The 22,119-nt window shown below is 69.6% G+C and carries 25 protein-coding genes; 5 read left to right on the top strand and 20 right to left on the bottom strand.

The window, feature by feature from the left end; translation table 11 throughout:
• Positions 1-33 precede the first annotated feature (33 nt).
• The gene (locus AB0H54_RS16235; RefSeq protein WP_357346243.1) at positions 34-393 is read right to left on the bottom strand and encodes a helix-turn-helix domain-containing protein; all 360 of its coding nucleotides are present in this window, start codon (positions 391-393) and stop codon (positions 34-36) included.
• Positions 394-458: 65 nt separating this feature from the next.
• Here AB0H54_RS16235 and AB0H54_RS16230 point away from each other — a divergent pair, with 65 nt between their 5' ends.
• Positions 459-1,259, top strand: a complete 801-nt coding sequence (locus AB0H54_RS16230; RefSeq protein ID WP_357346242.1) for an SDR family oxidoreductase — start codon at positions 459-461, stop codon at positions 1,257-1,259.
• Positions 1,260-1,284: 25 nt separating this feature from the next.
• Here AB0H54_RS16230 and AB0H54_RS16225 read toward each other — a convergent pair whose 3' ends face one another.
• The 5 genes from AB0H54_RS16225 to AB0H54_RS16205 all read right to left on the bottom strand — a co-directional run bounded on the left by AB0H54_RS16225 (position 1,285) and on the right by AB0H54_RS16205 (position 4,861).
• Positions 1,285-1,578 (bottom strand): helix-turn-helix transcriptional regulator, encoded by a 294-nt coding sequence (locus AB0H54_RS16225; RefSeq protein WP_357346241.1) that lies wholly within the window; start codon positions 1,576-1,578, stop codon positions 1,285-1,287.
• A complete protein-coding gene (locus tag AB0H54_RS16220) occupies positions 1,565-1,924 on the bottom strand; it encodes a type II toxin-antitoxin system RelE/ParE family toxin (protein WP_357346240.1) in 360 nt (119 codons plus the stop codon). The genes AB0H54_RS16225 and AB0H54_RS16220 overlap by 14 nt, the downstream gene beginning before the upstream one ends.
• A gap of 154 nt (positions 1,925-2,078) precedes the next feature.
• Positions 2,079-3,134, bottom strand: a complete 1,056-nt coding sequence (dmpG, locus tag AB0H54_RS16215) for a 4-hydroxy-2-oxovalerate aldolase (RefSeq protein WP_357346239.1) — start codon at positions 3,132-3,134, stop codon at positions 2,079-2,081.
• Positions 3,135-3,146: 12 nt separating this feature from the next.
• Positions 3,147-4,052, bottom strand: a complete 906-nt coding sequence (locus AB0H54_RS16210; RefSeq protein ID WP_357346238.1) for an acetaldehyde dehydrogenase (acetylating) — start codon at positions 4,050-4,052, stop codon at positions 3,147-3,149.
• A 23-nt stretch (positions 4,053-4,075) separates the two neighbouring features.
• A complete protein-coding gene (locus tag AB0H54_RS16205) occupies positions 4,076-4,861 on the bottom strand; it encodes a 2-keto-4-pentenoate hydratase (RefSeq protein ID WP_357346237.1) in 786 nt (261 codons plus the stop codon).
• A gap of 253 nt (positions 4,862-5,114) precedes the next feature.
• On the opposite strand from AB0H54_RS16205, the gene kstD reads away from it, so the two are divergent.
• The 3 genes from kstD to AB0H54_RS16190 all read left to right on the top strand — a co-directional run bounded on the left by kstD (position 5,115) and on the right by AB0H54_RS16190 (position 8,212).
• Positions 5,115-6,794, top strand: a complete 1,680-nt coding sequence (gene kstD, locus AB0H54_RS16200; RefSeq protein ID WP_357346236.1) for a 3-oxosteroid 1-dehydrogenase — start codon at positions 5,115-5,117, stop codon at positions 6,792-6,794.
• A 37-nt stretch (positions 6,795-6,831) separates the two neighbouring features.
• A complete protein-coding gene (locus tag AB0H54_RS16195) occupies positions 6,832-7,692 on the top strand; it encodes a MaoC/PaaZ C-terminal domain-containing protein (protein WP_357346235.1) in 861 nt (286 codons plus the stop codon).
• A gap of 103 nt (positions 7,693-7,795) precedes the next feature.
• Positions 7,796-8,212 (top strand): pyridoxamine 5'-phosphate oxidase family protein, encoded by a 417-nt coding sequence (locus AB0H54_RS16190; RefSeq protein WP_355270775.1) that lies wholly within the window; start codon positions 7,796-7,798, stop codon positions 8,210-8,212.
• Between the two features lie 7 nt (positions 8,213-8,219).
• Here the strand turns inward: AB0H54_RS16190 and AB0H54_RS16185 are convergent, their stop codons facing one another.
• The 6 genes from AB0H54_RS16185 to zapE all read right to left on the bottom strand — a co-directional run bounded on the left by AB0H54_RS16185 (position 8,220) and on the right by zapE (position 13,462).
• Positions 8,220-8,651 (bottom strand): hypothetical protein, encoded by a 432-nt coding sequence (locus AB0H54_RS16185; protein ID WP_355270774.1) that lies wholly within the window; start codon positions 8,649-8,651, stop codon positions 8,220-8,222.
• Positions 8,648-9,922 carry a DUF58 domain-containing protein gene (locus AB0H54_RS16180; protein ID WP_355270773.1) on the bottom strand — a complete coding sequence of 425 codons (1,275 nt, stop codon included), beginning with the start codon at positions 9,920-9,922 and terminating at the stop codon, positions 8,648-8,650. Before AB0H54_RS16180 ends, AB0H54_RS16185 begins: the two co-directional genes overlap by 4 nt.
• Positions 9,919-10,881 (bottom strand): MoxR family ATPase, encoded by a 963-nt coding sequence (locus tag AB0H54_RS16175; protein WP_357346233.1) that lies wholly within the window; start codon positions 10,879-10,881, stop codon positions 9,919-9,921. The genes AB0H54_RS16180 and AB0H54_RS16175 overlap by 4 nt, the downstream gene beginning before the upstream one ends.
• A 17-nt stretch (positions 10,882-10,898) precedes the next feature.
• Entirely contained in the window at positions 10,899-11,426 is a 528-nt protein-coding gene (locus AB0H54_RS16170; RefSeq protein ID WP_357346231.1) for a hypothetical protein, read from the bottom strand.
• Positions 11,423-12,358, bottom strand: a complete 936-nt coding sequence (locus tag AB0H54_RS16165) for a DUF4129 domain-containing protein (RefSeq protein ID WP_357346229.1) — start codon at positions 12,356-12,358, stop codon at positions 11,423-11,425. The genes AB0H54_RS16170 and AB0H54_RS16165 overlap by 4 nt, the downstream gene beginning before the upstream one ends.
• Before the next feature lie 138 nt (positions 12,359-12,496).
• Positions 12,497-13,462, bottom strand: a complete 966-nt coding sequence (gene zapE / locus AB0H54_RS16160) for a cell division protein ZapE (protein ID WP_357346227.1) — start codon at positions 13,460-13,462, stop codon at positions 12,497-12,499.
• A gap of 64 nt (positions 13,463-13,526) precedes the next feature.
• Between zapE and AB0H54_RS16155 the strand changes: the two genes are divergently transcribed.
• Positions 13,527-14,192, top strand: a complete 666-nt coding sequence (locus AB0H54_RS16155) for a transcriptional regulator (protein ID WP_357346225.1) — start codon at positions 13,527-13,529, stop codon at positions 14,190-14,192.
• Here AB0H54_RS16155 and AB0H54_RS16150 read toward each other — a convergent pair.
• From AB0H54_RS16150 to AB0H54_RS16115, 8 genes are all read right to left on the bottom strand, one after another.
• Entirely contained in the window at positions 14,162-14,602 is a 441-nt protein-coding gene (locus tag AB0H54_RS16150; RefSeq protein ID WP_355270763.1) for an NUDIX domain-containing protein, read from the bottom strand. The genes AB0H54_RS16155 and AB0H54_RS16150 overlap by 31 nt on opposite strands.
• Before the next feature lie 27 nt (positions 14,603-14,629).
• Entirely contained in the window at positions 14,630-15,115 is a 486-nt protein-coding gene (locus AB0H54_RS16145; RefSeq protein WP_357346223.1) for a GNAT family N-acetyltransferase, read from the bottom strand.
• A gap of 73 nt (positions 15,116-15,188) precedes the next feature.
• Entirely contained in the window at positions 15,189-16,358 is a 1,170-nt protein-coding gene (locus AB0H54_RS16140; protein WP_357346221.1) for a lipid-transfer protein, read from the bottom strand.
• A complete protein-coding gene (locus tag AB0H54_RS16135; RefSeq protein WP_357346219.1) occupies positions 16,355-16,777 on the bottom strand; it encodes a MaoC family dehydratase in 423 nt (140 codons plus the stop codon). The genes AB0H54_RS16140 and AB0H54_RS16135 overlap by 4 nt, the downstream gene beginning before the upstream one ends.
• Positions 16,774-17,718: a MaoC family dehydratase N-terminal domain-containing protein gene (locus tag AB0H54_RS16130; RefSeq protein WP_357346217.1), complete on the bottom strand. Its 945-nt coding sequence runs from the start codon at positions 17,716-17,718 to the stop codon at positions 16,774-16,776. The genes AB0H54_RS16135 and AB0H54_RS16130 overlap by 4 nt, the downstream gene beginning before the upstream one ends.
• Positions 17,715-18,878 (bottom strand): acyl-CoA dehydrogenase family protein, encoded by a 1,164-nt coding sequence (locus tag AB0H54_RS16125; RefSeq protein WP_357346215.1) that lies wholly within the window; start codon positions 18,876-18,878, stop codon positions 17,715-17,717. The genes AB0H54_RS16130 and AB0H54_RS16125 overlap by 4 nt, the downstream gene beginning before the upstream one ends.
• Complete coding sequence (locus AB0H54_RS16120) at positions 18,863-19,945, bottom strand: acyl-CoA dehydrogenase family protein (RefSeq protein WP_355270753.1); 1,083 nt, start codon at positions 19,943-19,945, stop codon at positions 18,863-18,865. The genes AB0H54_RS16125 and AB0H54_RS16120 overlap by 16 nt, the downstream gene beginning before the upstream one ends.
• Before the next feature lie 4 nt (positions 19,946-19,949).
• Entirely contained in the window at positions 19,950-22,073 is a 2,124-nt protein-coding gene (locus AB0H54_RS16115; RefSeq protein WP_357346213.1) for an acyl-CoA dehydrogenase, read from the bottom strand.
• Positions 22,074-22,119: the final 46 nt, after the last annotated feature.

Genomic DNA, 22,119 nt, shown 5'->3' with positions numbered 1-22,119 from the left:
CAGCGCGGCGATCAACCGTCCAGGCGGCCGCGGCTAGCGGGCGGGGCGCCAGGGGATCCGTCCGTTGCCGTCGCCGCTGGGGGTCCATTGTTCGGACCAGTCCCAGAGAGGTTGAAGGGATTCGGCCAGGAGCGCGCCTTCGGTGGTCAGTTCGTAGGCCCCTCGCGGGCCGTGTTTGCGGGTGAGGCCGGCGGATTGGAGTTGTTGCAGGCGGTCGGAGAGCATGCTCGACGAGCAATTTCCCATCCGGCGGCGCAGGTCGAGGAAGCCGAGGGGGCCGGGTTCGAGTTCCCAGATCACCCGCAGCATCCAGCGCTGACCGAGCAGGTCGATCGCGGCCAGGATCTTCTCGGAGGGTTCGGCGGGGATGCTGTCCCCTGTTGCACTTCTCATTCAGAAGCACGATAGTTGCTTCTGAATCAGAAGCATCTGGACCGCTCGGGGACGGCGGAAGGAGAATGATCGTGGATTCGACGGTGCAGCGGGTGGTGTTGGTGACCGGCGCCTCTCGTGGGATCGGGGCGGAGGCGGCCGTGCAGTTCGGGGCAGCGGGGGCGCACGTGATCGTGAACTTCCGGGAGAAGCGCAAGCGGGCACAGGTCGTGGTAGACCGAATCATCGACGCTGGTGGCAGCGCGTCGACACTCGGCGCGGACGTGTCCGATCCGGAGCAGGTCACGGAGATGGCCGCAGAAATCCGGCAGGCATTCGGTCGCCTGGACACCTTGGTACTCAACGCTTCCGGCGGACTGGAACGCGATGCCGATCCCGGATACGCGCTTCGGCTCAACCGAGATGCCCAGGTGAATCTGGCGACATCGTTGCTGCCGTTGCTGCCGGTGGGCGGCCGGATCGTCTTCGTGACCAGCCATCAAGCGCACTTCATTCACGAAAAGACCGATGTGCCACAGGGTTACATCCCGATCGCCACCAGCAAGCGAGCGGGCGAGGACGCGCTGCGCGCCCTGATTCCCGAGTTCCGGACACACGGAGTCGGTTTCACGGTGGTATCCGGCGACATGATCGACGGCACCATCATCGTCCGCCTGCTGGAACGTCGTGACCCGAGCAGTGTCGAATCACGCCGCGCGGCAGGCCCGCTGCCTACGGTCGAGGACTTCGCCCGAGTGATCGTGCGGGCGGGTACGAACGCGGCCGCCGACGGTGAGACGTTCTATGTCGGCGGCAATGACTACCTCGCGGCGGCCGAAGCTTCGCGCTGGAGTCTCCCACCAGATTTCGCTCGCCACCAGCACTGATCGACCAGGTCGATCGTGGTCGTTGTCAGGCGACGCGCGGGCGCACTTGCACGACCAGGTCGGCATCCAGGGCGCGGGCCAGGCGCTCCAGCACCGGCAGGCTGGGTACGGTTCCGCCGGCTTCGAAGCGAGCGACCGCCGACTGGGTCATCCCCGCCGCGTCCGCGAGGGTGGACTGGCTCCAGCCGCGGTCCTCACGCATACCCCGAATGGTCCGGCCCAACTCGAAAGCCAGCCGAGCGGCGTCGTACGCCTCCGCGGCGCCGGGCTCTTTCAGCCGCTGATCCCGCAGGTCAGCCCACTCACTACGCTCCGTCATCGTTGCCCTCCTCCAGAACATGCCGCTCGACATCGCAACGCCGCATCGCGCCGCGCGCCCGAGCTACCTCACGCCGCTCAACCATCCGTGTCTTGACGAAGACCGTCAGCAAGACGATTCTGCGCCCCGACGCGATCCAATACGTCACACGCACCGCGTCCGATCCCAGATAGAAACGCAACTCCCGGAGTTTCCGGTCGAGCTGTCTCGTATACGGCTCGCCCAGCAGCGGACCGACATCCTGCAGCAAGTCGATGTAGAACGCGGCATGAGCGAACATGTCAGCCGGAAGCTTCTCCAACCATTCACGCACCTCTGGTTCCAGTTCAACGCTACCCCAACCCATAGCGTTGATGCTATATCCACGGCAGGGAAGTCATGCAGAAATGGAATAACCGGCACGGTGCATCCCGGCTGTTCGGACGGAAGCGATCAGGTTGTCCCGAAACGCCGAACGGCGTGGCCCGAGGGTTCGGGTCACGCCGTTTCGAGGTGGGTGGTCAGGCCGAGGCGTTGACCGAGGCTTCGCGCTGGAGTTCCAGGGCGATGTCGATGAGCTGGTCCTCCTGGCCGCCGACGAGTTTGCGCTTGCCTGCGCGGACGAGCATTTCGGCGGCCGAGACGCCGTAGCGTTCGGCTTGGCGTTCGGCGTGGCGGAGGAAGCTGGAGTAGACGCCTGCGTAGCCCATCATGAGGGCCTGGCGGTCGAGGAGGCATTCCGACGGCATGGCGGGGCGGACGACGTCTTCGGCGGCGTCGGTGACGGAGAAGAAGTCGACGCCGGTCTTGATGCCGAGTTTGTCGCAGACGCCGATGAAGGCTTCGACGGGCAGGTTGCCCGCGCCCGCGCCGAAGCGGCGGGCGGAGCCGTCGATCTGAGTGGCGCCGGCGCGCACGGCGTAGACCGAGTTCGCGACGGCGAGGCCGAGGTTCTCGTGGCCGTGGAACCCGACCTGGGCGTCGTCACCGAGTTCGGCGACCAGGGCCGAGACGCGGTCGGAGACCTGCTCGAGGACGAGGGCGCCCGCGGAGTCGACGACGTAGACGCACTGGCAGCCCGCGTCGGCCATGATGCGGGCCTGCTTGGCCAGGTTCTCCGGCGTGGTGGAGTGGGCCATCATCAGGAACCCGACGGTCTCCAGGCCGAGGTCACGGGCGTAGCCGAAGTGCTGGATGGAGACGTCGGCCTCGGTGCAGTGGGTGGCGATCCGGCAGATCGAGGCGCCGTTGTCCTGGGAGATCTTGATGTCTTCCTTGATGCCGACGCCGGGCAGCATGAGGAAGGCGATCTTGGCCTGCTTGGCGGTCTCCGCGGCGGCCTTGATCAGTTCCTGCTCGGGGGTTTTGGAGAACCCGTAGTTGAACGATGACCCGGCCAGGCCGTCACCGTGGGTGACCTCGATGACCGGCACACCGGACGCGTCGAGCGCGCCGACGATGTCACGGACCTCGGTGACGGTGAACTGGTGGCGCTTGTGGTGCGAGCCGTCACGCAGCGAGGTATCGGTGACGCGCACATCGAGTTCGCCCGAGAAGGGCTGCAGGATGTTGTTCATGGTCGAATCTCCTTACACCCGAGCCGAAATGATCTGATCGGCCAGCACGTCGCCGACCTTGGTGGCCGCGGCCGTCATGATGTCGAGGTTGCCCGCGTACGGGGGCAGGAAGTCGCCGGCGCCTTCGACCTCGACGAAGATCGACACCTTCGCCAAGCCACCGGACACCAGCGACGGGTCGTCGAACTGCGGGTCGTTGAGCAGCCGGTAGCCGGGCACGTACTCCTGGATCGACTTCTCCATCCGGAAGATCGACTCGGAGATCGCGTCGCGGTCGGCGTCTTCGGGGATGGCGCAGAAGATGGTGTCGCGCATGATCATCGGCGGCTCGGCCGGGTTCAGGATGATGATGGCCTTACCGCGCTGCGCGCCACCGATGGTCTCCACACCCTTGGAGGTGGTCTTGGTGAACTCGTCGATGTTCGCGCGGGTGCCGGGTCCGGCCGAGACCGAGGACACCGAGGCCACGATCTCGGCGTAGGACACCGGCACGACCCGGGACACGGCCGCGACCATGGGGATGGTGGCCTGGCCACCGCAGGTGATCATGTTGACGTTCGCCGCGTCGCGCAGCGAGTCCAGGTTGACCGGCGGGATCACGGCCGGGCCGACCGCGGCCGGGGTGAGGTCGACGGCGCGGATGCCGGCGGCCTCGTACTTCGGCGCGTAGGCGCGGTGGACGTAGGCGGAGGTGGCTTCGAACAGCAGGTCGGGCTTCTCGTCGAGGGCCAGCAGCCAGTCCGCGCCCTCGGCGGAGGTTTCCAGACCGAGTCCGCGTGCCCGCTTGAGCCCCTCCGAATCGGGGTCGATGCCGATCATCCAGCGCGGCTCGATCTTGTCCGAGCGCAGCAGCTTGTAGAGCAGATCGGTGCTGATGTTGCCGGACCCCACGATCGCGGCGGTGACTTTGCTGGTCACGGTGTACTCCTTGGGAAGTCTGGTCAGCTGAAACGCAGGCGGACGGAACCGAGTCCGGAGAACTCGGCATGGAAGTCGTCACCGGGGCGAGCGTCGATGGCGCGCGTGCAGGAACCGGGCAGCACGATGTCGCCCTTCTTCAACCGCACCCCGAAGGTCGCGACCTTGCGCGCCAGCCACGCGACCGCGATCACCGGATCACCGAGCACCGCGTCGCTGCGGCCCTCGGCGATGACCTCACCGTTGCGGGTGAGCACGGCGTCGATGCCCTTGATATCGATATCGCCGGGCGCCACGCGCTCCTTGCCGAGCACGAAACCGGCCGAGGAGGCGTTGTCGGAGATGGTGTCGGTCAGACCGATCTTCCAGTCGTTGATGCGCGAATCGATGAGCTCGATCGAGGGCGCGTAGGCGACGGTCGCGGCCAGCACGTCGGCCTCGGTGCAGTCCTCGCCGGGCAGGTCGGCGCCGAGCACGAACCCGACCTCGACCTCCACGCGCGGCAGCAGGTACTTGGAGGTGTCGACGGGAACGTCCTCGAAGACCTCCATCTCGGCGAGCAGATGACCGTAGTCGGGCTCGTCGACGCCCATCATCTCCTGCATCGCCTTCGACGACAGCCCCACCTTGTGGCCGACGATCTTCGCGCCGCCGTCCAGCCTGCGCCGGATGTTGAGCAGCTGGATCTCGTAGGCGTCGACGACGTCGATGTCGGGATACCGGTCGACGAGCGGCGGCACGGCCACCCGATCGTCTTCGGCACGGGCCAGTTCGTCGGCGAGTTGAGTTCGTACCGCGTCAGGCAGCACGCGGACCTCCTTGGCAGCACGGTCGATGGTTGTGGCAACACGTCGGTCGGAGCAGGCCGCACAGCGAGGCCTCCAGACCACAAAACTGTAACGGGTTTCCCGGACGACCGTCGCCCATTCACCTGACAATACAACGCAACCTCAGGTGATTTCTATAACACGTTCCAGTATGTGGAGGGGAAACGCCGAGCCCACTGGAACAAGTTCCAGTTTGGACTGTCAAACATCGGACCCCTTCTATAACGTGTTGCACATGAGTGATCGGGAATACGATGTGGTGGTGGTCGGTAGCGGCGCCGCCGGGATGACGGCCGCCCTCGCCGCGGCCCACAAGGGACTGAGCGTGGTGCTGCTGGAGAAGGCCGCGCACTACGGCGGGTCGACGGCCCGATCCGGCGGTGGCGTGTGGATTCCGGGCAACAAGGCGCTGAAGGCCTCCGGCCGGCCCGACGACCGCGAGGACGCGCGCACCTACCTGCACAGCATCATCGGCGACGTGGTGCCCGCCGAGAAGATCGACACCTACCTCGATCGCGGCGCCGAGGCGTTCGACTTCGTCCTCGATCACACCCCGCTGAAGATGAAGTGGGTGCCCGGCTACTCCGACTACTACCCGGAGGCTCCGGGCGGCCTCGGCGACGGGCGTTCGTGCGAGCCGACGCCGTTCAACGGCAAGGTGCTCGGCGCGGAGCTGGCCAATCTGGAACCGCCCTACGCCAAGGCGCCGCTGAACGTGGTCGTCATGCAGGCCGACTTCGTGCGGCTCAACCTGATCAAGCGCCACCCCAAGGGCATGATGCGCGCGCTGCGCGTGGGCGCGCGCACCTACCTGGCCAAGTTCACCGGCAAGCACCTGCTCGGCATGGGCCAGGCGATCATCGCCGCGATGCGCAAGGGCCTGCTCGACGCGGGCGTCCCGGTGCTGCTGAACACCCCGCTCACCGACCTGGTGGTCACCGACGGCAAGGTCACCGGGGTCAAGGCCACCGTCGACGGCGAGACGGTCACCTTCACCGCGCGCTACGGCGTCGTGCTCGGCAGCGGTGGGTTCGAGCACAACGCCGACATGCGCGCCAAGTACCAGCGGCAGCCGATAACCACTGAGTGGACAACGGGCGCCGCGGCCAACACCGGCGATGGCATCGTCGCGGGCATGGCAGCGGGAGCGACGGTCGGATTCATGGAGGACGCCTGGTGGGGTCCGACCATCTTCAAGGGCGGCAAGCCCTGGTTCGCCCTCGCCGAGCGCAATCTGCCCGGCACCATCATGGTCAACGACCGCGGCGAGCGGTTCGGCAACGAGTCGGCGCCGTATGTCGAGGCGGTGCACACCATGTACGGCGGTGAGTACGGCCAGGGCGCGGGCCCGGGCGAGAACATCCCGGCCTGGCTGGTGTTCGACCAGCGCTACCGCAACCGCTACATCTTCGCCGGGCTGCAGCCGGGGCAGCGCTTCCCCTCGCGCTGGCTGGAGAACGACTACATCGTCAAGGCCGACACCATCGAGGAGCTGGCCGAGCGCATCGGCGTGCCCGCCGAGAGCCTCAGCGCCACCGTGACCCGGTTCAACGGCTTCGCGGCCGCGGGCAAGGACGAGGACTACGGTCGCGGCAACAGCCACTACGACCGCTACTACGGCGACCCGACCGTGAAGCCCAACCCGTGCCTGGCCGAGATCTCGCAGGGCCCGTTCTACGCGGCCAAGATGGTCCCCGGCGACCTGGGCACCAAGGGCGGCCTGGTCACCGACACCGCCGGTCGCGTCCTGCGCGAAGACGATTCGGTGATCGATGGCCTCTACGCCGCGGGCAACACCAGCGCGCCGGTGATGGGCCACACCTACGCGGGCCCCGGCGCGACCATCGGCCCCGCGATCACCTTCGCCTACCTCGCGGTGCTCGACATCGCGGAGAAGGCGAAAGCCACCGCGTGACGCACGCACCGACCCCGACCTCGCAGGAGTAAGCACCATGCCCATCGACCTCCAGACCGCGCTCGGCGCCCCGCTGCCGGAGCGCGAGTTCAGCTGGACGCCCACCGACGTGCAGCTCTACCACCTCGGCCTCGGCGCGGGCGCGCACCCGACGGACCCGGTCGAGCTGACCTATCTCGACGACCAGGCACCCCAGGTGCTGCCCACGTTCGCCACGGTCGCGCCGACCCTGCGCGAGACCGAGGCGCCGCGGGTCAGCTTCCCCGGCATCGAGATCGACCTGGCCAAGGTCGTGCACGGCCACCAGGAAGTGGTGGTGCACAAGCCGATTCCGGCCAGCGGCAAGGCGAGCAGCACCGGCCGGATCAGCGAGATCTGGGACAAGGGCGCCAACGCGGTGATCGTCCAGGAGAACACCGTGGTCGGCTCCGACGGCGAGCCGCTGTGGACCGTCCGCTCCTCGATCTTCGCCAGGGGCGAGGGCGGTTTCGGCGGCGAGCGCGGCCCGAGTGCCAAGGCCGCGCTGCCGGACCGCGCGCCCGACGCGGAACTCATCACCCCGACGTTGCCGCAGCAGGCCCTGCTCTACCGGCTCTGCGGTGACCGCAACCCGCTGCACTCGGACCCGGAGTTCGCCAAGGGCGCCGGGTTCCCCGCGCCGATCCTGCACGGCCTGTGCACCTACGGCGTGGTCTGCAAGGCGCTCACCGACGGCCTGCTCGACGGCGACGCGAGCCGCGTCGGCGGCTTCCGCGCCAAGTTCGCCGGGGTGCTGTACCCGGGCGAGACGCTGCGGATCAAGGTGTGGCGCGACGGCGACGAGCTGATCGGCGCCGCCACCGTGGTCGAACGCGAGGACGCGCCGGTGCTCGGCGAGATCGCGCTGAAGATCGCCTGATCGAAACACTGCCCTGGTGGCGGATCGGCCCGTGCCGGTCTCGCCACCAGGGCATTCGTGTGCGCGCGGCGGATCTGTCGGTGCGCGGTGCGACCATCGGACGATGGCGCTCACACACACGGAAAAGCAGGAGTTTCTCGCGCGACCGCACGTGGCCGCGCTGTCGGTCGCCCGCTCCGCCCGGGGCCCGCTGACCGTCCCCATCTGGTACGCCTACACCCCCGGTGACCGGCCGTGGATCACCACCCTGCCCGCCTCGGCGAAGATGCGGGCGATCACCGAGGCCGGTCGATTCACCCTGATGGTCGACACGGTCGAGCCCGAAGTGAAGTACGTGTCGGTGGAGGGACCGGTGGCCGATGTCCAGCCCTCGACCGGCGCGCAGATCGCCGATATCGCCGCGCGGTATCTCAGCGGCGACGCCCTCGAGCAGTACCTGGTCTTCGCGCACGAGCAGTTGGGCGAGCACGTCACCGTCTGGCTGGAGCCCGAACACTGGCTGGGCGCCCTGATCGGGTAGCGCGCGGCTAACCGGCGGGCGGGCGCAGGGTGAGTCCGCCGACCAGCAGGGCGTAGATGAGGACGATGAGGATGGGCGCGGCCAGCGGCGCCCACCGCAATTCCACCGGGACCAGGGCCGCGGTGGCGGCGGCGATGGTGAACAGCACCGCGCCGCCGACCGACGGAATCGTCGTCGGCACAACGCCTTCCGGGGCGTGCAGCACGGCGGCGTTGAGCAGGTAGGTGGTGGCGACCAGGCCGGTCGCGGCCGCGGCGATCACCCCGACGTCGGCGAAGGCGAGCGCCGCGATCACCACCAGCACCGCGCCGACGGCGGCGGGCCGCCACCACCAGCTCACGATCACCAGCGCGAGCGCGGCCACCCCGGCGAACGGGTTGATCAGCGCGACCGCGGCCACCAGCAGCAGTCCGGCGAGCAGGGCGAGGAATCTGGTCATCGGCGCACCCGGACTGTTCGGCGATGGTCGGGCAGCAGGCGCATGGCCTGATCGAGCCTGGTCTCGGCGGGCCAGGCGATGATGTCGACGCCGACGGTGCCCATGTCGCGGTACATCGAGGCCCGCTCCAGCTGCCACATCTTGGCCATGGTCGGGTCGAGACCGTCCTCGAACGGGGTACCGCGCAGCACGTCGACGGCGATCACCACGTGACCGCGTTTGCGCAGGTCGATCAGGGCGAGCGCGAACTGGGTGTCGAGCAGCGTGGAGAACGCGACCACGATCGCGCCGATCGGCACCGCGGCGTGCGGGGCCAGCGTGCCGGTGGTCTCGACGTGCTCGTCACCGACGCCGAGCACCGTGTCGACGATCCGGTAGAACTGCCTGCGCCCGATGTCGGGACGCAGCCAGCGCGGTGTGTCGCCCAGGCACACCACCGCGGTCCGGTCGCCCGCCTGGAGGGTGGACTGCACCACCTGCGCCGCGCCGCGCACCGACAGCTCCAGCGAGGCGGTGGCCGGGCCGGGCGCCTGCTGGGAGGTGTCGACCAGGACGACCACGTCGGCGGAGCGGTTGGTGAAGCGTTCGGTGACATAGAGCCTGCCGCGGCGCGCGCTCACCGGCCAGTTCACGGTGCGCAACTGGTCGCCGGGCGCGTACGCGCGGATATCGGCGTACTCGACACCGGGACCGTGCTTGCGGGTCAGATGGGTGCCGATCCGGTCGGGAAGTTCGGTGCGCGGCAGGCGCATTCGCTGCGGGTCGGCGATCGGGTACACGTACAGCTCGGCCGCGGGCAGCTCGGCGGTGGCCACCGCCAATCCGGCCGGGCTCAGCGCGGAGACCTCGACCTGCACCGGATATCGGCCCCAGCGCTTAGCCGAGAGCGCCAGCTGGAGGCCGGCGGGGGCGCCGCCGGAATCGTGCGATTCCTCGACCTCCACCTCGAGGCCGGTCAGCGGGACGGGCGTCATCCGCAGCAGCGCGTGCCCGCTGTCGACGAAGGCGGCGGCGTTGCAGCCGACCACCTCGCCCTCGAAACAGCGCACCGTGCCGCTGCCGTCGACCTGGATCCTGGTCGGGTTCTGCTGCCACGGCGCGGTGGCGAGCACGCCGAGCATCGGGGCGGCGAAGACCACCAGCTGCCACTGCCCGCGCAACACCGCGACGACCAGTGCCGCCGCGGCGCACCCGGCCAGGATGAACACCAGCGGGGCGGGCCGCCAGCGCAGGTCGACCTCGACCGTCCTGGATTCGTCGCGGTGCTTCATGTGCTGGTGGCGCGGGGCACCGGTAGCCGGCGCAGTAGCTCGGAGATGACGTCCTCACCCCGGATGCGGCGCACCCACATCTCCGGCCGCAGCGTGATGCGGTGCGCCATCGCGGGCACCGCCAATGCCTTCACGTCCTCGGGGATCACGTAGTCGCGGCCGAGCAGCAGGGCGCGGGCCCGCGACATCTGCACCAGATCGAGCTCGGCGCGCGGGCTGGCGCCGACCTCGACCTGCGGGTGGCTGCGCGTCGCCGAGGCGAGCGCGACCACGTAGTTCACGACATCGGGATGCACGGTGACGAACTCGACCGACTGGCGCATCTCCATCAGGCCCTGCGCGTCGACGACCTGGCCGACCTGCGGCGGCGTCGCGCCGCGCTCGAGCCTGCGCCGGATCATCTGCGTCTCGTCCTGCTCGGACAGATACCCCAGCCGCAGCTGGATGGCGAAGCGATCGAGCTGGGCCTCCGGCAGCGGGTAGGTGCCCTCGTACTCGATCGGGTTGTCGGTGGCCAGCACGATGAACGGCTGTGGCAGCAGGAAGGTTTCGCCGTCGATGCTCACCTGTCCCTCGGCCATCGCCTCCAGCAGCGCCGCCTGGGTCTTGGGCGGGGTGCGGTTGATCTCGTCGGCGAGCAGGACATTGGTGAAGACCGGACCGCGACGGAAGTTGAACCGGCCCGAGGACATGTCGTAGATCGTCGAGCCGAGCAGGTCGGCGGGCAGTAAATCGGGCGTGAACTGCACGCGGGTGAAATCCAGGCCGAGCGCGGCCGCGAAGGACCGCGCGATCAGCGTCTTGCCCAGACCTGGCAGGTCCTCGATGAGGATGTGTCCTCCGGACAGCACGGCGATCATGATGAGCTGCAACTCATCTCGCTTGCCGACCACGACTCGGCCCAGCTCACGCAGCACGGCGTCGGAGCGCTGGACGGTCACGTTCAACGGCATGGTCATCGGTGGCCTCTAACCCCTCACATCGTCTGCAATCGGCGCAGGATCTCGTCCAGCGCCTCCCTACCCGGCGCGCGACCGGTCTGGTCGCGCAGTGCGGAATTCGCCGGGTCGACCCAGCGCCACAGTTCGGGACCGAACTGCAGTTGCCCGGCCACCTCGGTGGCCCGCCGGTTCTTGGCTACCCGCAATCCGGTCGACAATTCGAATTCCTTGGCCAGCAGGGGCCGCAGGTGGCGGTCCCAGTCGGCGCGGGTGCCGTCGGCACGGGCGGTCAGCATCTCCGCGCGCGCGTGCCAGCGGCCGAGCATCTCGGCCGGGCCGTTGTCGATGTACTCGGTCAGCGGTTCCTCGCGCACCACCCGCCTGCGCAGCGACCACAGCAGCGTGGCCAGCGCGATCGCGACCGGCAGGGCGACGGCGAGCAGTACGGTGTCGCGGGCCATCCGCACCAGCGCGACCTCCATCAGCAGCACCACCACGACCGCGATGACGATGACGGCCGAACGGCTCATCGCCGCACCGGATTCCGGCGTTGTGGCGCTCATGCGGGTACCAGCCTTCGCTGCAGGTCGGACAGGACGATGCGCAGCAGCTGTTCGGCGCGCATGCGCTGCCATTCGAGCATCGAGTGCGGGCTGAACCGCGCCTCCTCGAACAGCGCGACCAGCTCGCGTGCCGAAGCGTCGTGCAGCACACCGCTTTCGAACGCGCGGGCCAGCACTTCCATGGGGGTGTCGGAGGCCTGCGGGCGGGCGGCGCGGTCGCTGGACAGACCGCGCTCCATGGCCACGTAACAGGCGATGATCGCGGTGCGCGGGTCCTGGCCCGGCGCGTTCATCGCGGCCAGGCCCATCTCGGCGGCCCTGGTGAGCGAGTCGACCGCGCTGGGGGTGACCTCGGGTGCGGCCGGGGCGGCCTGCACCGGCTCGCGGCGGGTGGCCACCGCGACCACGACGAGTCCGAGCAGGGCCACCACGATCAGCACGACGGCCAGCACCGCGGCGATGATGAGCGCGGTGCCGGTGAGTTCGGCGGCGCCGGTGCCGGGATCGGGTGCGGGCGCGTCGGTCGGGGTGGGGACGGGACCCGAGCCCTCCGGCAGGGTCTCCGAGGCCGGGCGCATCGGACGCGCTCCCGGCAGCAGGAACAGTGCGGTGACGCCGCCGGCGAAGACCAGCGCGATCACGGCGAGGACGATCGGTCCGAGCAGGGCCAGCCTGCGCCACCGGAAGCGCGGTGTCGCTTCACGTTCGGCTTGCGGCATGGCCAGCGGGAGACGATGCTGACTGGCGATCACCCCGGCGACCAGGATCACGACCGACACCAGCAGCAGCACCGGCATCACCGCGACCAGCAGCGGCGAGGGCGTGCCGTTCGATTCGGCGGGCCCGGCACCGGGGAGATAACCCCGCAACGCGATCGTCGCGGCGGCGAGCAGGGCGATCACGACGATCGCGCGCGGAATGGGCTGACTCACCCCGATCACAGCTGTACCACCAAACCCCAGAGCCTGCACAAAACAGCCACATAGTTACACGCCGAGTGGTTCGCTCGGGAGGAAATCGATAGTTTGGATGACCTCCCTATTTATTGTCCCCCCGAATTCCGTGTCTTGTTACGCGCCGCGAACGATCGCCGCGCCGACCAGGGGCAACTCACCGAGTCTGCTCGCGGTTCTGGCCAGGTCGGGCACCGCGGGGACACCCGCCGTCAGCGTGGTCACCGGCTCGGGCGCGTGGATCGTGCAGGGCAGGTCGGCGTCGTAGAGGACGTCGACGAGATTGACCAGGCGCATCGCCCAGTCGGGTGGCACCGCGCGCAGCGCAGGGACCGCGCAGACGGTCCAGCGGCGGAATCGGCCGGTCAGGCGCAGGTAGTCGGCGGCGCTGGTCGGCGCGCCGCACAGGTGCGCGAAGTCGAAGGTGACCGCGTCGCCGTCGACTTCGCGCGCCCGCACGGTCCGGCCGTCGCCCAGGTCGAGGTCGACGCCGTCGTCGGTGGGTTCGTCCGGTGCCAGCACGTAGCGACCGGCGACGAAACCGCTGTCGCGGTGGGCGCCGATGGTGCGGTAGTCCAGCGGTCCGTCGAGGGTGACCACGTCGAGGTGGGCCAGGATGCGTTCGATGGTCGGCACGAATCGGTCGTGGAACAGCGGGTTCGGCAGCAGCTCGCGCGGCGGGTAGTTCGAGGTGACGACCAGGGTGCGGCGCTCGGCGAACAGGGTCTCGAGCAGGCGGGCGATGAGCATGGCGTCGCCGATGTCGTGGACGTGGAACTCGTCGAAACACACCAGATCGGCGTCGCCGAGCAGGTCGCCGACGGCCCGTTCGATGGAGCCGAGCGTGTGCGCGGCCGTGTGCAGCGCGGCGAAGAAGGTGTGGAAGTGGAAGCGGCGCTTGCGTTCCGGCGCCGCGCTCGCGAAGAAGCGGTCCATCACCATCGTCTTGCCACGGCCGGGCCTGCCGTGCAGGTAGACGCCGCGATGACGCCTGCGCGGCCTGCCGTGACGATCGAGCAGCGCCGCGAGCGCGTCGGCCGCCGCGACCTGCGCCGGGTCCAGAACAACCGTTCCTGGTGTCATGCCAACCTCCTCGGTCCTCTACAGTTGTAGAGGACCGACGGAACGACGACCAGGGAAGGTGACGATGTCCACAGACCGCCGCGCACAGCTGGTGACCGGCGCGATCGACCTCATCGCGACCAGCGGAATCCGCGCGCTCACCCACCGCGCGCTCGACTCCCGGCTGGGACTGCCGCTCGGCTCGGCGTCCTATTACTTCCGCACCAGGCAGGCGCTGATCGAAGCGGTCGCCGACGGCATCACCGCGCGCTCGCGCGCCGACTTCGCGGCGATGCGCGAAAGGCCCGGCTCGCTCGGCAAACACGCAGCGCAGACCGGGCTCAGCCGCCAGGGCGGGCACCCGGACGACATCGCGCGCGGGGTCGCGGGCTGGCTGGATCGGCTGCTGGACCAGCGGCGCAACGAGCTCATCGCCCGGCAAGCGCTGATCGTCGAGGTGCTCGCCGATCCCCCGGTGCGGTCCCGCCTGGCAGGCAGTTTGTTCTCACTGGACCGGGCCACCGAGTTGTGCACCGCCCTCGGCGCGGTCCGGCCCCGCGACTCGGCGGGTGACTTCCTCGCGCTGCTGGAAGGCCTGGTCTTCGATCGGCTCGCGGGCACGCGCGCCGACCTACCGACAGGTACGCCGGACAGCGTCGAGCAACTCACCCGCCCGCTGTCGATATTCCTGACCGCCGTCGCCGATTCGGCCGCATCTGATCAGGCGCCTGCCCAACCGAATTCGGAATAGGGCTCGTTCGAATTCAGCGCGGCGATTCCGAGCGCGGAATACTCGATCAGATCCGCGGGGAGTTCATGCGGTGTAAACCACTGCACCGCATAGCATTTATCGGGTTCCCGATTGAAAGGCTCGCCCTGCCACCGATCGGCGCGGAAGAACAGCCCGAGGCGCGCGTCCCGGCCGGGCGCGGTCACGTGCGCGACATGGATCAGCCGCAGCGCGGCGGGGTCGATGTCCACCCCGACCTCCTCCGCGGCTTCCCTGGCCGCGGCGGCCGTCACCGACTCGCCGAGCTCCACCTTGCCCGACGGCAGATGCCAGCGGTGGTCGTACTCGTCACCGCTGCGGCGCAGACTCAGCAGGAGCGCGCCGTCGCGGATCAGCAGTAGGTGGACGTCGACCAGGTGGCGTGGGGTCACCCGGTCGAGCCTACGAAACCGGCCGGATCAGTCCAGGTCCCGCTGGTAGTACAGGGCCATCGGTCCGGCGGCGGCGCCCTCGTGGCAGGCGAAGCCGTGCTTCTCGTAGACCCGCCTGGCCGCGGTGTCGTCCTCCGATGTCGACAGGCCGATGAAGGTCGCTCCTCGGTCGCGGGCGCGATCGAGGACACCGGCCAGCAGTGCCGAACCGAGGCCGCGGCCGCGTACGCCCGGGACCACGTAGAACTCGTCGAGATCCACCTCGACGGTCGCCGACCACGTACTGACGCGTGCCCGCAGCACCGCGACGCCCACCGCCGGCGTACCGATCAGCAGGACATCGGTGTCGCCGGCGGCGAGCAGGTCGGCCAGATGCGCGGCCAGCTCGTCCGGTTCGGGAGCGGGCTCGTCGAACTCCCGGTTGAAGTCGACCAGGAGCCGCGCGGCGGCGGCCAGGTCGTCGGCGGTTCCGGTGCGGCGGACGGTCGTCGCGGTCTCGGGCTGGGTAGTCATCTCCACCTCGTTCTCGATGCTCGCCAGTTCGGTTCCGCCACGCGCGTCGACGTTACAAAAGGAGGGCAGGCGGCTACGCGGTCAGGACCAGCCCCGAGGTGGGAACGCCGGTGCCCGCGGTGACCAGGATGCGCTCCAGGTCATCGACCTGGTTGACCGAGGTGCCGCGGATCTGGCGCACCGCTTCGGCGATGCCGTTCATGCCGTGGATGTAGGCCTCGCCCAGCTGGCCGCCGTGGGTGTTGAGCGGGAGCCTGCCGCCGATCTCGATCGCGCCGTCGGCGATGAAGTCCTTGGCCTCGCCACGACCGCAGAAGCCCAGTTCCTCGAGCTGCATCAGCACGAAGGGGGTGAAGTGGTCGTAGAGGATCGCGGCCTGCATGTCGGCCGCGCTCAGGCCGCTCTGGGCCCACAGCTGGTCACCGACCAGACCCATCTCCGGCAGGCCGGTCATGGCGTCGCGGTAGTAGCTGGTCATCACGTACTGGTCGGCGCCGCTGCCCTGGGCGGCGGCCGCGATGATCGCGGGACGCTGCGGCAGGTCGCGGGCGCGCTCGGCGCTGGTCACCACGATGGCGACGCCGCCGTCGGACTCCTGGCAGCAGTCGAGCAGGTGCAGCGGTTCGGCGATCCAGCGCGAATCCTGGTGCTGTTCCAGGGTGATCGGCTTGCCGTAGAAGAAGGCGTTCGGGTTCACCGCGGCGTGCTTGCGATCGGCCACCGCGACGGCGCCGAAATCGGCGCTGGTCGCGCCGGTGACGTGCATGTACCGGCGCGCCACCATGGCGACCTGCGCGGCCGGGGTACCCAGGCCCTGCGGGTAGGCCCAGCCCGCGTCGATGCCCGAGGACGTCGGCGCGGCCGCCAGCGCGGGCGAGAACTGCCCGAACCTGGCGCCGGAGCGCTCGTTGAACGCGCGGTAGGCGACCACCACGTCGGCGACCCCGGTGGCCACCGCCATCGCGGCCTGCTGCACGGTCGCGCAGGCCGCGCCGCCGCCGTAGCCGATGTGGCTGAAGAACTTCAGGCTGGGGATGCCGACCGCCCTGGCCACCGCGGCCTGGGTGTTGGTGTCCATCGTGAAGGTGGTCAGGCCGTCGACGTCGGCGGGCGTGAGCCCGGCGTCGGCCAGTGCCGCGCTGACCGCCTCGGCGGCCAGCCGCAGCTCGCTGCGGCCGGAGTCCTTCGAGAAATCGGTGGCGCCGATGCCGACGATGGCGGCATGCCCGGACAGGCCCGTCATGAGTTCTCCAGAGAGGGAAGGGCGATCACCGCGGTCGCCGTGATGTGCTCACCGAGGCTGTCGCGGCCGCGCACATCGATGGTGACCAGCGCGCCGGACACCGCGGTGACGGTGCCGGAGAGGGTCAGCGTGTCACCGGCGTACAGCGGCACACCCAGCCGCAGCGCGATCGACTTCACCAGGGCGGTGGGCCCGGCCCAGTCGGTGACGAACCGCTGCACCAGACCGGTGTCGGTGAGGATGTTGACGAAGATGTCACTGGACCCGCGCTCGACCGCCTTGTCGCGGTCGTGGTGCACGTCCTGGAAATCCCTGGTGGCCAGGGCCGTGCTGATCACGAAGGTGGGATCGGCGTGGATCACCAGCTCGGGTAGCTGGTCACCCACCGCGACGGCGGTGGGTTCGGTCGTGGCGGTCACTGCGCGGCCTCCCAGTAGGGCAGAACGGTTCCGTCGGACAGCTTTTCGAAGGCGACCCGGACGGGCACGCCGACGGCGACCTCGCCCGGTTCGATGCCGCGCAGCTCACCGAGCATGCGCACTCCTTCGTCGAGCTCGACCAGGGCGACGACGAACGGCAGCTCGCGGCCGGGCACCTTCGGCGCGTGGTGCACGACGAAGCTGAACACCGTGCCGGTGCCGGCGGCGACGACGTAATCGGTGGTCTCCGCCTTGTCCTGCCACAGGGCGGGGATCGGTGGATGCCGCAGCGAACCGTCGGGCAGGCGCTGGATCCGCAGCTCGCCGATCTCGGTACCGGCCCAGAAGAATTCGGTGTCCTTGGAGATGACCGGGCCGACCCGTTCGGCGGGCGCGACCGCGATCTCGGACGCCGCGGGCGCCTCCTTCGCGGCGGGCACGAACTTCAGGATGCGGAACAGCATCTCGGTGACCACCTCGTCACCGACCGACCAGGTGGTGGTGAAGGTGAGGAACCAGCCGTCGCCGAGCCCGGTGCGCTTGGGGCCCTTGAACTCCGAGAGCCGGCTCGAGACGGTCACCTCCTCGCCCGGCCGCAGGTAACGGTGGTAGGTCTGCTCGCAGTTGGTGCCGACCACGGAGGTGAAGCCCGCGTCGTCGAGCAGCTGCGTGGCCAGGCCGAGCGGGTCGTCGGCGGTGCGCACGCCGTGCAGGCCGTTCATCGTCCACACCTGGGCCATGGCGGGCGGGGCGACGATGCCGGGGTGACCGGCGGCCTTGGCTGCGGCCTCGTCGACGTAGATCGGGTTGGTGTCGCCGATCGCCTCGACCCAGTTGTGGATCATCGGCTGGTTCACCGGGTCGCGCCCGGCCCGCGGCGCGGACTCGCCCGCCGCGGCGAGTTTCGAGAGTGCTTCCTGCACGCCCTGCTCCTTGTTCATCGGGGGACGCGCGGCAGTTCGAGGCCGGCGGAGGCGACCAGTTCGCGCATGATCTCGTTGACGCCGCCACCGAAGGTGACGACGAGGTTCTGCTTGGTCCGCCGGTCCAGCCAGCCCAGCAGTTCGGCGGTGCCGGGCTCGGCCGGATCGCCGAAGCGGCCGATGATCTCCTCGACCACACGGCCCGCTTCCTGCAGCGACTCGGTGGAGAAGATCTTGGTGGCCGACGCGTCGGCGATCACGGTGTTCTGCGCCGCGGCCGGGTCGGCGGCCGCGACCTGCCAGTTCAGCAACTCGTTGAGCCGCACCATGGTCCGCACCCGGGCCAGCGCGCGCCGGACCTCCGGCTCGCCGAGCAGCTGACGCTGCGCCGACCAGTCGTGCAGGCGGTCGTAGAGCTGCTCGATCTTGCCCGACGGGCCGAGGCTGACCCGCTCGTGATTGAGCTGGGTGGTGATCAGCCGCCAGCCCCGGTTCTCCTCGCCGACCAGCATCTCCGCGGGCACCCGCACGTCGTCGAAGTAGGTGGCGTTGGTGTGGTGGGCGCCGTCGCAGGTGATGATCGGGGTCCAGGAGTAGCCCGGATCCTTGGTGTCGACGATCAGGATCGTGATGCCGCGGTGGCGCGACTCCACCGAACCGGTGCGGCAGGCCAGCCAGACGTAGTCGGCCTCGTGCGCGCCGGTGGTGAAGATCTTCTGCCCGTTGACGATCCAGTCGCCGTCGCCGTCGCGCACCGCGGTGGTGCGCAGCGCCGCCAGGTCGGTGCCCGCTTCGGGTTCGGAGTAGCCGATCGCGAAATGGATGTCACCGGACAGGATGCCGGGCAGGAACTTCTGCTTCTGCGCGTCGGTGCCGTACTTCTGCAGCGTCGGGCCGACGGTCAGCAGCGTCACCAGGGGCAGCGGCACATCGGCGCGCACCGCCTCGTTGAAGAAGATCTGCTGTTCCATCGGGCCGAAACCCTGGCCGCCGAATTCCTTCGGCCAGCCGACGCCGAGCCAGCCGTCGCGGCCCATCCGGCGCACCACCTCGCGGTAGGCGTCGCCGTGCCGGTTGACCGCCATCTCGGCGTGTTCCTCGGGCGTGACGAGATCGGCGAAATAGGAACGCAATTCCTCGCGCAACCGCCGCTGTTCGGCGGTCAGATCGATGAACATCTTGCTCCCAGAAGGTCGAGGCGCAGGCCCTCGCCACCGAGCAGACGGGCGAGATCCTTGGCCTGTGAGTAGTAGCGGTGCATCGGGTGGGTGATATCCACACCCAGTCCACCGTGCAGGTGATGACATTTCTGCATGGCGCGCGGAACCTCGGCGGCCGCCCAGTAGGCGAGCACCTCGAGATCCTCGTCGATACGGTGCTGGTGTTCGGGCGACGCGTCGTCCTGAGCCAGGGCCCAGGACGCCGATTCCGCCGCCACGTGCAGGGTGCGCGAGACCACGTACAGATCGGCGATCTGCTGGGCCACGGCCTGGAATTCGGCCAGCGGCCTGCCGAACTGTTCCCGGGTGCGCACGTGCTCGGCGGTGAGCGCGAGCGCCCCCTTGAGCAGGCCGTCGGCGACCGCGCCGATGGCGGCCAGCGCGTACCGGTGCAGCCGGGGCAGCACGTCGGCGGGCAGCAGCTGGTCGGCGGGGATCTCGACGTCGTCGAGCACCACGGTCGCCTCGGGGATGCCCGCCGAACCCTCGACCGGCAGGAGCGTGAGCCCCGGCGCGACCGATTCCACGAGCGCGACACCCGCGTCGGTGGGCACCAGGATCCAGCGCGCCTGTTCGGCGTAGATCACGCCGACCTTGCGGCCGGTGATCCGCACGGTGTCACCGTCGCGAACCGCCTTGGTGGTCGGCGCGGTGGTGAACGGCGCGCCCGGCTCGCTCAGGGCGGCGGTGAGCACGGTGCCCTTGCCGACCTCGGCGACCACGCGGCCTGCCAGTTCGTCCGACAGCGACGGCAGCAGCGGCAGCACGCCGAACCCGAAGGTCGGCAGCGCAGGCACCGCGACGGCGTCGGTGGCCAGCTCCATGAGCAGGGCCGACACCTCCAGCAGGCCCATGCCGTCGCCACCGAACTGCTCGGGAACGGCGACCGCGAGCAGGCCGGAGTCGATCAGGCTCGGCCACAATTCCATATCTCGGGCCTGCTCACGTTCGAGCAGGCTCACGACCACCTCGGCTACGGCGTCGGCGCTTTCGTCGCGGGTGAAGTCCACGGCGTCCTCCCTCATCGAGCTAACTGTCCGCATCGCGCGGCAGGCCGAGAATCCGCTCGGCGGCCACGGTCAACAGGATCTGCTCGGTACCGCCCGCGATGGAGAGACAGCGTGTGAGCAAGAATTCTTTCAGGGCTTCGTCTTCCAGGGAGCCTTCTCGATCGGAAAGCTCCAGGGCGTACTCCGCCAGGTCCTGCCGGTGCCGGACACCGACGAGCTTGCGGACGCTGGCTTGGGCGCCCGCGTCGACGCCCGCCATCGTCGCCACCGCGATGCGCTGCTCCAGCAATGAGCCTGCGATCGAGGAGGTGATGAGCTCACCGAAGCGGTCCTCCCGCAGTTCGGTTCCCCATCCGCCGACCGGGAAACGGTCCAGCAGCGCCTCCAGCGCGCCGCCGATACCGCCGCCGCCCATGGCGACACGTTCGGCCGACAGGGTGGTCCTGGCGATCTTCCAGCCGTTGTTCAGCGCGCCGACCAGACCCTCGTCGGGGACGAAGACCTCGTCGAGGAAGACCTCGCTGAAGCGGGCCTCCCCGGTGATCGTCACCAGCGGGCGCACCTGCACGCCCGCGGCGTGCATGTCGACCAGGAAGTAGCTGATCCCGCGATGCTTGGCCGCGGCGGGATCGGTGCGCGCCAGGCAGATGCCCCAGTTCGCTTCGGATCCCAGCGAGGTCCACACCTTCTGGCCGCGCAGCACCCAGCCGCCGTCGACCTTCTCGGCGGTGGTGCGCAGCGCGGCGAGGTCCGAGCCTGCGCCCGGTTCGCTGAACAGCTGGCACCAGGTGACCTCGCCACGCAGGGTCGGCCAGACGAAGCTCTCGATCTGCGCCTCGGTGCCGTAGCGCAGCAGGGTCGGCACCGCCCAGCCGGCGACCGCGAGGTCGGGGGTGGTCAGGTCGGCGCGGCGCAGCTGCTCGCCGATCTGCAGGCAGGTCATCGGATCGGCTTCGCGCCCATACGGTTTCGGCCAGTGCGGCATCACGAAACCGCCCTCGACCAGGGCGCGCTGCTGCTCCTCGGGCGAGAGCGCGGCGATGGCGGCGATCTCGGCGGTCAGCGCGGTATCGCCCGCCACGTCGCCGAGCACGCGCTCGGCGCCGGTGGTGCGGCGCTGCCCGGCCCTGGTGAGCTCGGCGACCCTGGCCCGCCAGCGGGCGGACCCGCCGAGCAGCTGCCGCAGCGCGCTCGCCCGGCGCAGGTAGAAGTGCGCGTCGTGCTCCCAGGTGAAGCCGATGCCGCCGAGCACCTGGATGGCGTCCTTGGCGGTGTCGACCGCGGCGTCGAGCGCGGTGGCCGCGGCGACGGCGGCGGCGATCGGCAGTTCGGCGCCGCCTTCGTCGATCGCGGCGGCCGCGTCGGCGGCGACGGCGCGGATCAGCTCGGTGCGGCACAGCATCCAGGCGCAGATGTGCTTGATCGACTGGAAGCTGCCGATCGGCTTGCCGAACTGCTCGCGGACCTTGGCGTAGTCGACCGCCGTGCGCAGGCACCAGCCTGCGACGCCGGCCAGCTCGGCGACCGCGAGGGCGACGAACAGGTCGGTGACATCGGCGGCCGCCTCGAAGCCGCGCGCCGCCGCGACGGTCACGTCGGCGGCGGTGACACGGGCCAGCGGCACCGTGTGATCGCTGTTCGCCAGCGTGGTGATCGTCACATCGGCCGCCGGGATCAGCAGCCAGCGCACGCCCTCGACGGTGTTCGCCGGCAGCAGCACCTGGGTCTCGGCGTCGGCGCCGTAGACGAAGTCCCACGTGCCGGTGACGGTCCAGCCGTCGTCGGTGCCGACCGCCTTCGCGGTGGGCTCCTCGGTCGGCACGGCGATGCCGCACGGGGCGCCATCGGCGACCGCGCCCCGGGTGATCAACGCGGCCAGCGCGGTGGCCAGTACCGGACCGCCGACCAGGTCATCGGCGGTTTGTTCCAGCAGCACGGCCAGGTCGGCCACGGTGCCGCCCAGCCCGCCGTGCTGTTCGTCGAGCGCGACCTCGAACAGGCCGAACTCGGTCAGCGCGGGCCAGTACTGGCGCCAGCTACCGGCGCCGCCGGCCCGCATTGTTGCAATCGGCGCGACCGAACTCGCCCAGCCCCGCAGCGACTCCGCGGCGGCTTTATGCTCGTCAGTGGTGGCGATGGTCACAAGAAAAACCGCCCTTCCGGCGTGGCTCCCACTCCTAGAACATGTT

Origin of the sequence: Nocardia sp. NPDC050718 (assembly GCF_040654235.1) — a bacterium.
In the GTDB taxonomy this organism is placed as follows: Bacteria; Actinomycetota; Actinomycetes; order Mycobacteriales; family Mycobacteriaceae; genus Nocardia.
This window is presented reverse-complemented; position numbering and strand designations above follow the sequence as displayed.

Excerpts from the sequence above, each read along its gene's own strand:
- AB0H54_RS16235 (WP_357346243.1), bottom strand. The coding sequence starts at position 393 with ATGAGAAGTGCAACAGGGGACAGCATCCCCGCCGAACCCTCCGAGAAG.
- AB0H54_RS16230 (WP_357346242.1), top strand. The coding sequence starts at position 459 with ATGATCGTGGATTCGACGGTGCAGCGGGTGGTGTTGGTGACCGGCGCC.
- AB0H54_RS16225 (WP_357346241.1), bottom strand. The coding sequence starts at position 1,578 with ATGACGGAGCGTAGTGAGTGGGCTGACCTGCGGGATCAGCGGCTGAAA.
- AB0H54_RS16220 (WP_357346240.1), bottom strand. The coding sequence starts at position 1,924 with ATGGGTTGGGGTAGCGTTGAACTGGAACCAGAGGTGCGTGAATGGTTG.
- dmpG (WP_357346239.1), bottom strand. The coding sequence starts at position 3,134 with ATGAACAACATCCTGCAGCCCTTCTCGGGCGAACTCGATGTGCGCGTC.
- kstD (WP_357346236.1), top strand. The coding sequence starts at position 5,115 with ATGAGTGATCGGGAATACGATGTGGTGGTGGTCGGTAGCGGCGCCGCC.
- AB0H54_RS16195 (WP_357346235.1), top strand. The coding sequence starts at position 6,832 with ATGCCCATCGACCTCCAGACCGCGCTCGGCGCCCCGCTGCCGGAGCGC.
- AB0H54_RS16190 (WP_355270775.1), top strand. The coding sequence starts at position 7,796 with ATGGCGCTCACACACACGGAAAAGCAGGAGTTTCTCGCGCGACCGCAC.
- AB0H54_RS16185 (WP_355270774.1), bottom strand. The coding sequence starts at position 8,651 with ATGACCAGATTCCTCGCCCTGCTCGCCGGACTGCTGCTGGTGGCCGCG.
- AB0H54_RS16180 (WP_355270773.1), bottom strand. The coding sequence starts at position 9,922 with ATGAAGCACCGCGACGAATCCAGGACGGTCGAGGTCGACCTGCGCTGG.
- AB0H54_RS16175 (WP_357346233.1), bottom strand. The coding sequence starts at position 10,881 with ATGACCATGCCGTTGAACGTGACCGTCCAGCGCTCCGACGCCGTGCTG.
- AB0H54_RS16170 (WP_357346231.1), bottom strand. The coding sequence starts at position 11,426 with ATGAGCGCCACAACGCCGGAATCCGGTGCGGCGATGAGCCGTTCGGCC.
- zapE (WP_357346227.1), bottom strand. The coding sequence starts at position 13,462 with ATGACACCAGGAACGGTTGTTCTGGACCCGGCGCAGGTCGCGGCGGCC.
- AB0H54_RS16155 (WP_357346225.1), top strand. The coding sequence starts at position 13,527 with ATGTCCACAGACCGCCGCGCACAGCTGGTGACCGGCGCGATCGACCTC.
- AB0H54_RS16145 (WP_357346223.1), bottom strand. The coding sequence starts at position 15,115 with ATGACTACCCAGCCCGAGACCGCGACGACCGTCCGCCGCACCGGAACC.
- AB0H54_RS16140 (WP_357346221.1), bottom strand. The coding sequence starts at position 16,358 with ATGACGGGCCTGTCCGGGCATGCCGCCATCGTCGGCATCGGCGCCACC.
- AB0H54_RS16130 (WP_357346217.1), bottom strand. The coding sequence starts at position 17,718 with ATGAACAAGGAGCAGGGCGTGCAGGAAGCACTCTCGAAACTCGCCGCG.
- AB0H54_RS16125 (WP_357346215.1), bottom strand. The coding sequence starts at position 18,878 with ATGTTCATCGATCTGACCGCCGAACAGCGGCGGTTGCGCGAGGAATTG.
- AB0H54_RS16120 (WP_355270753.1), bottom strand. The coding sequence starts at position 19,945 with ATGAGGGAGGACGCCGTGGACTTCACCCGCGACGAAAGCGCCGACGCC.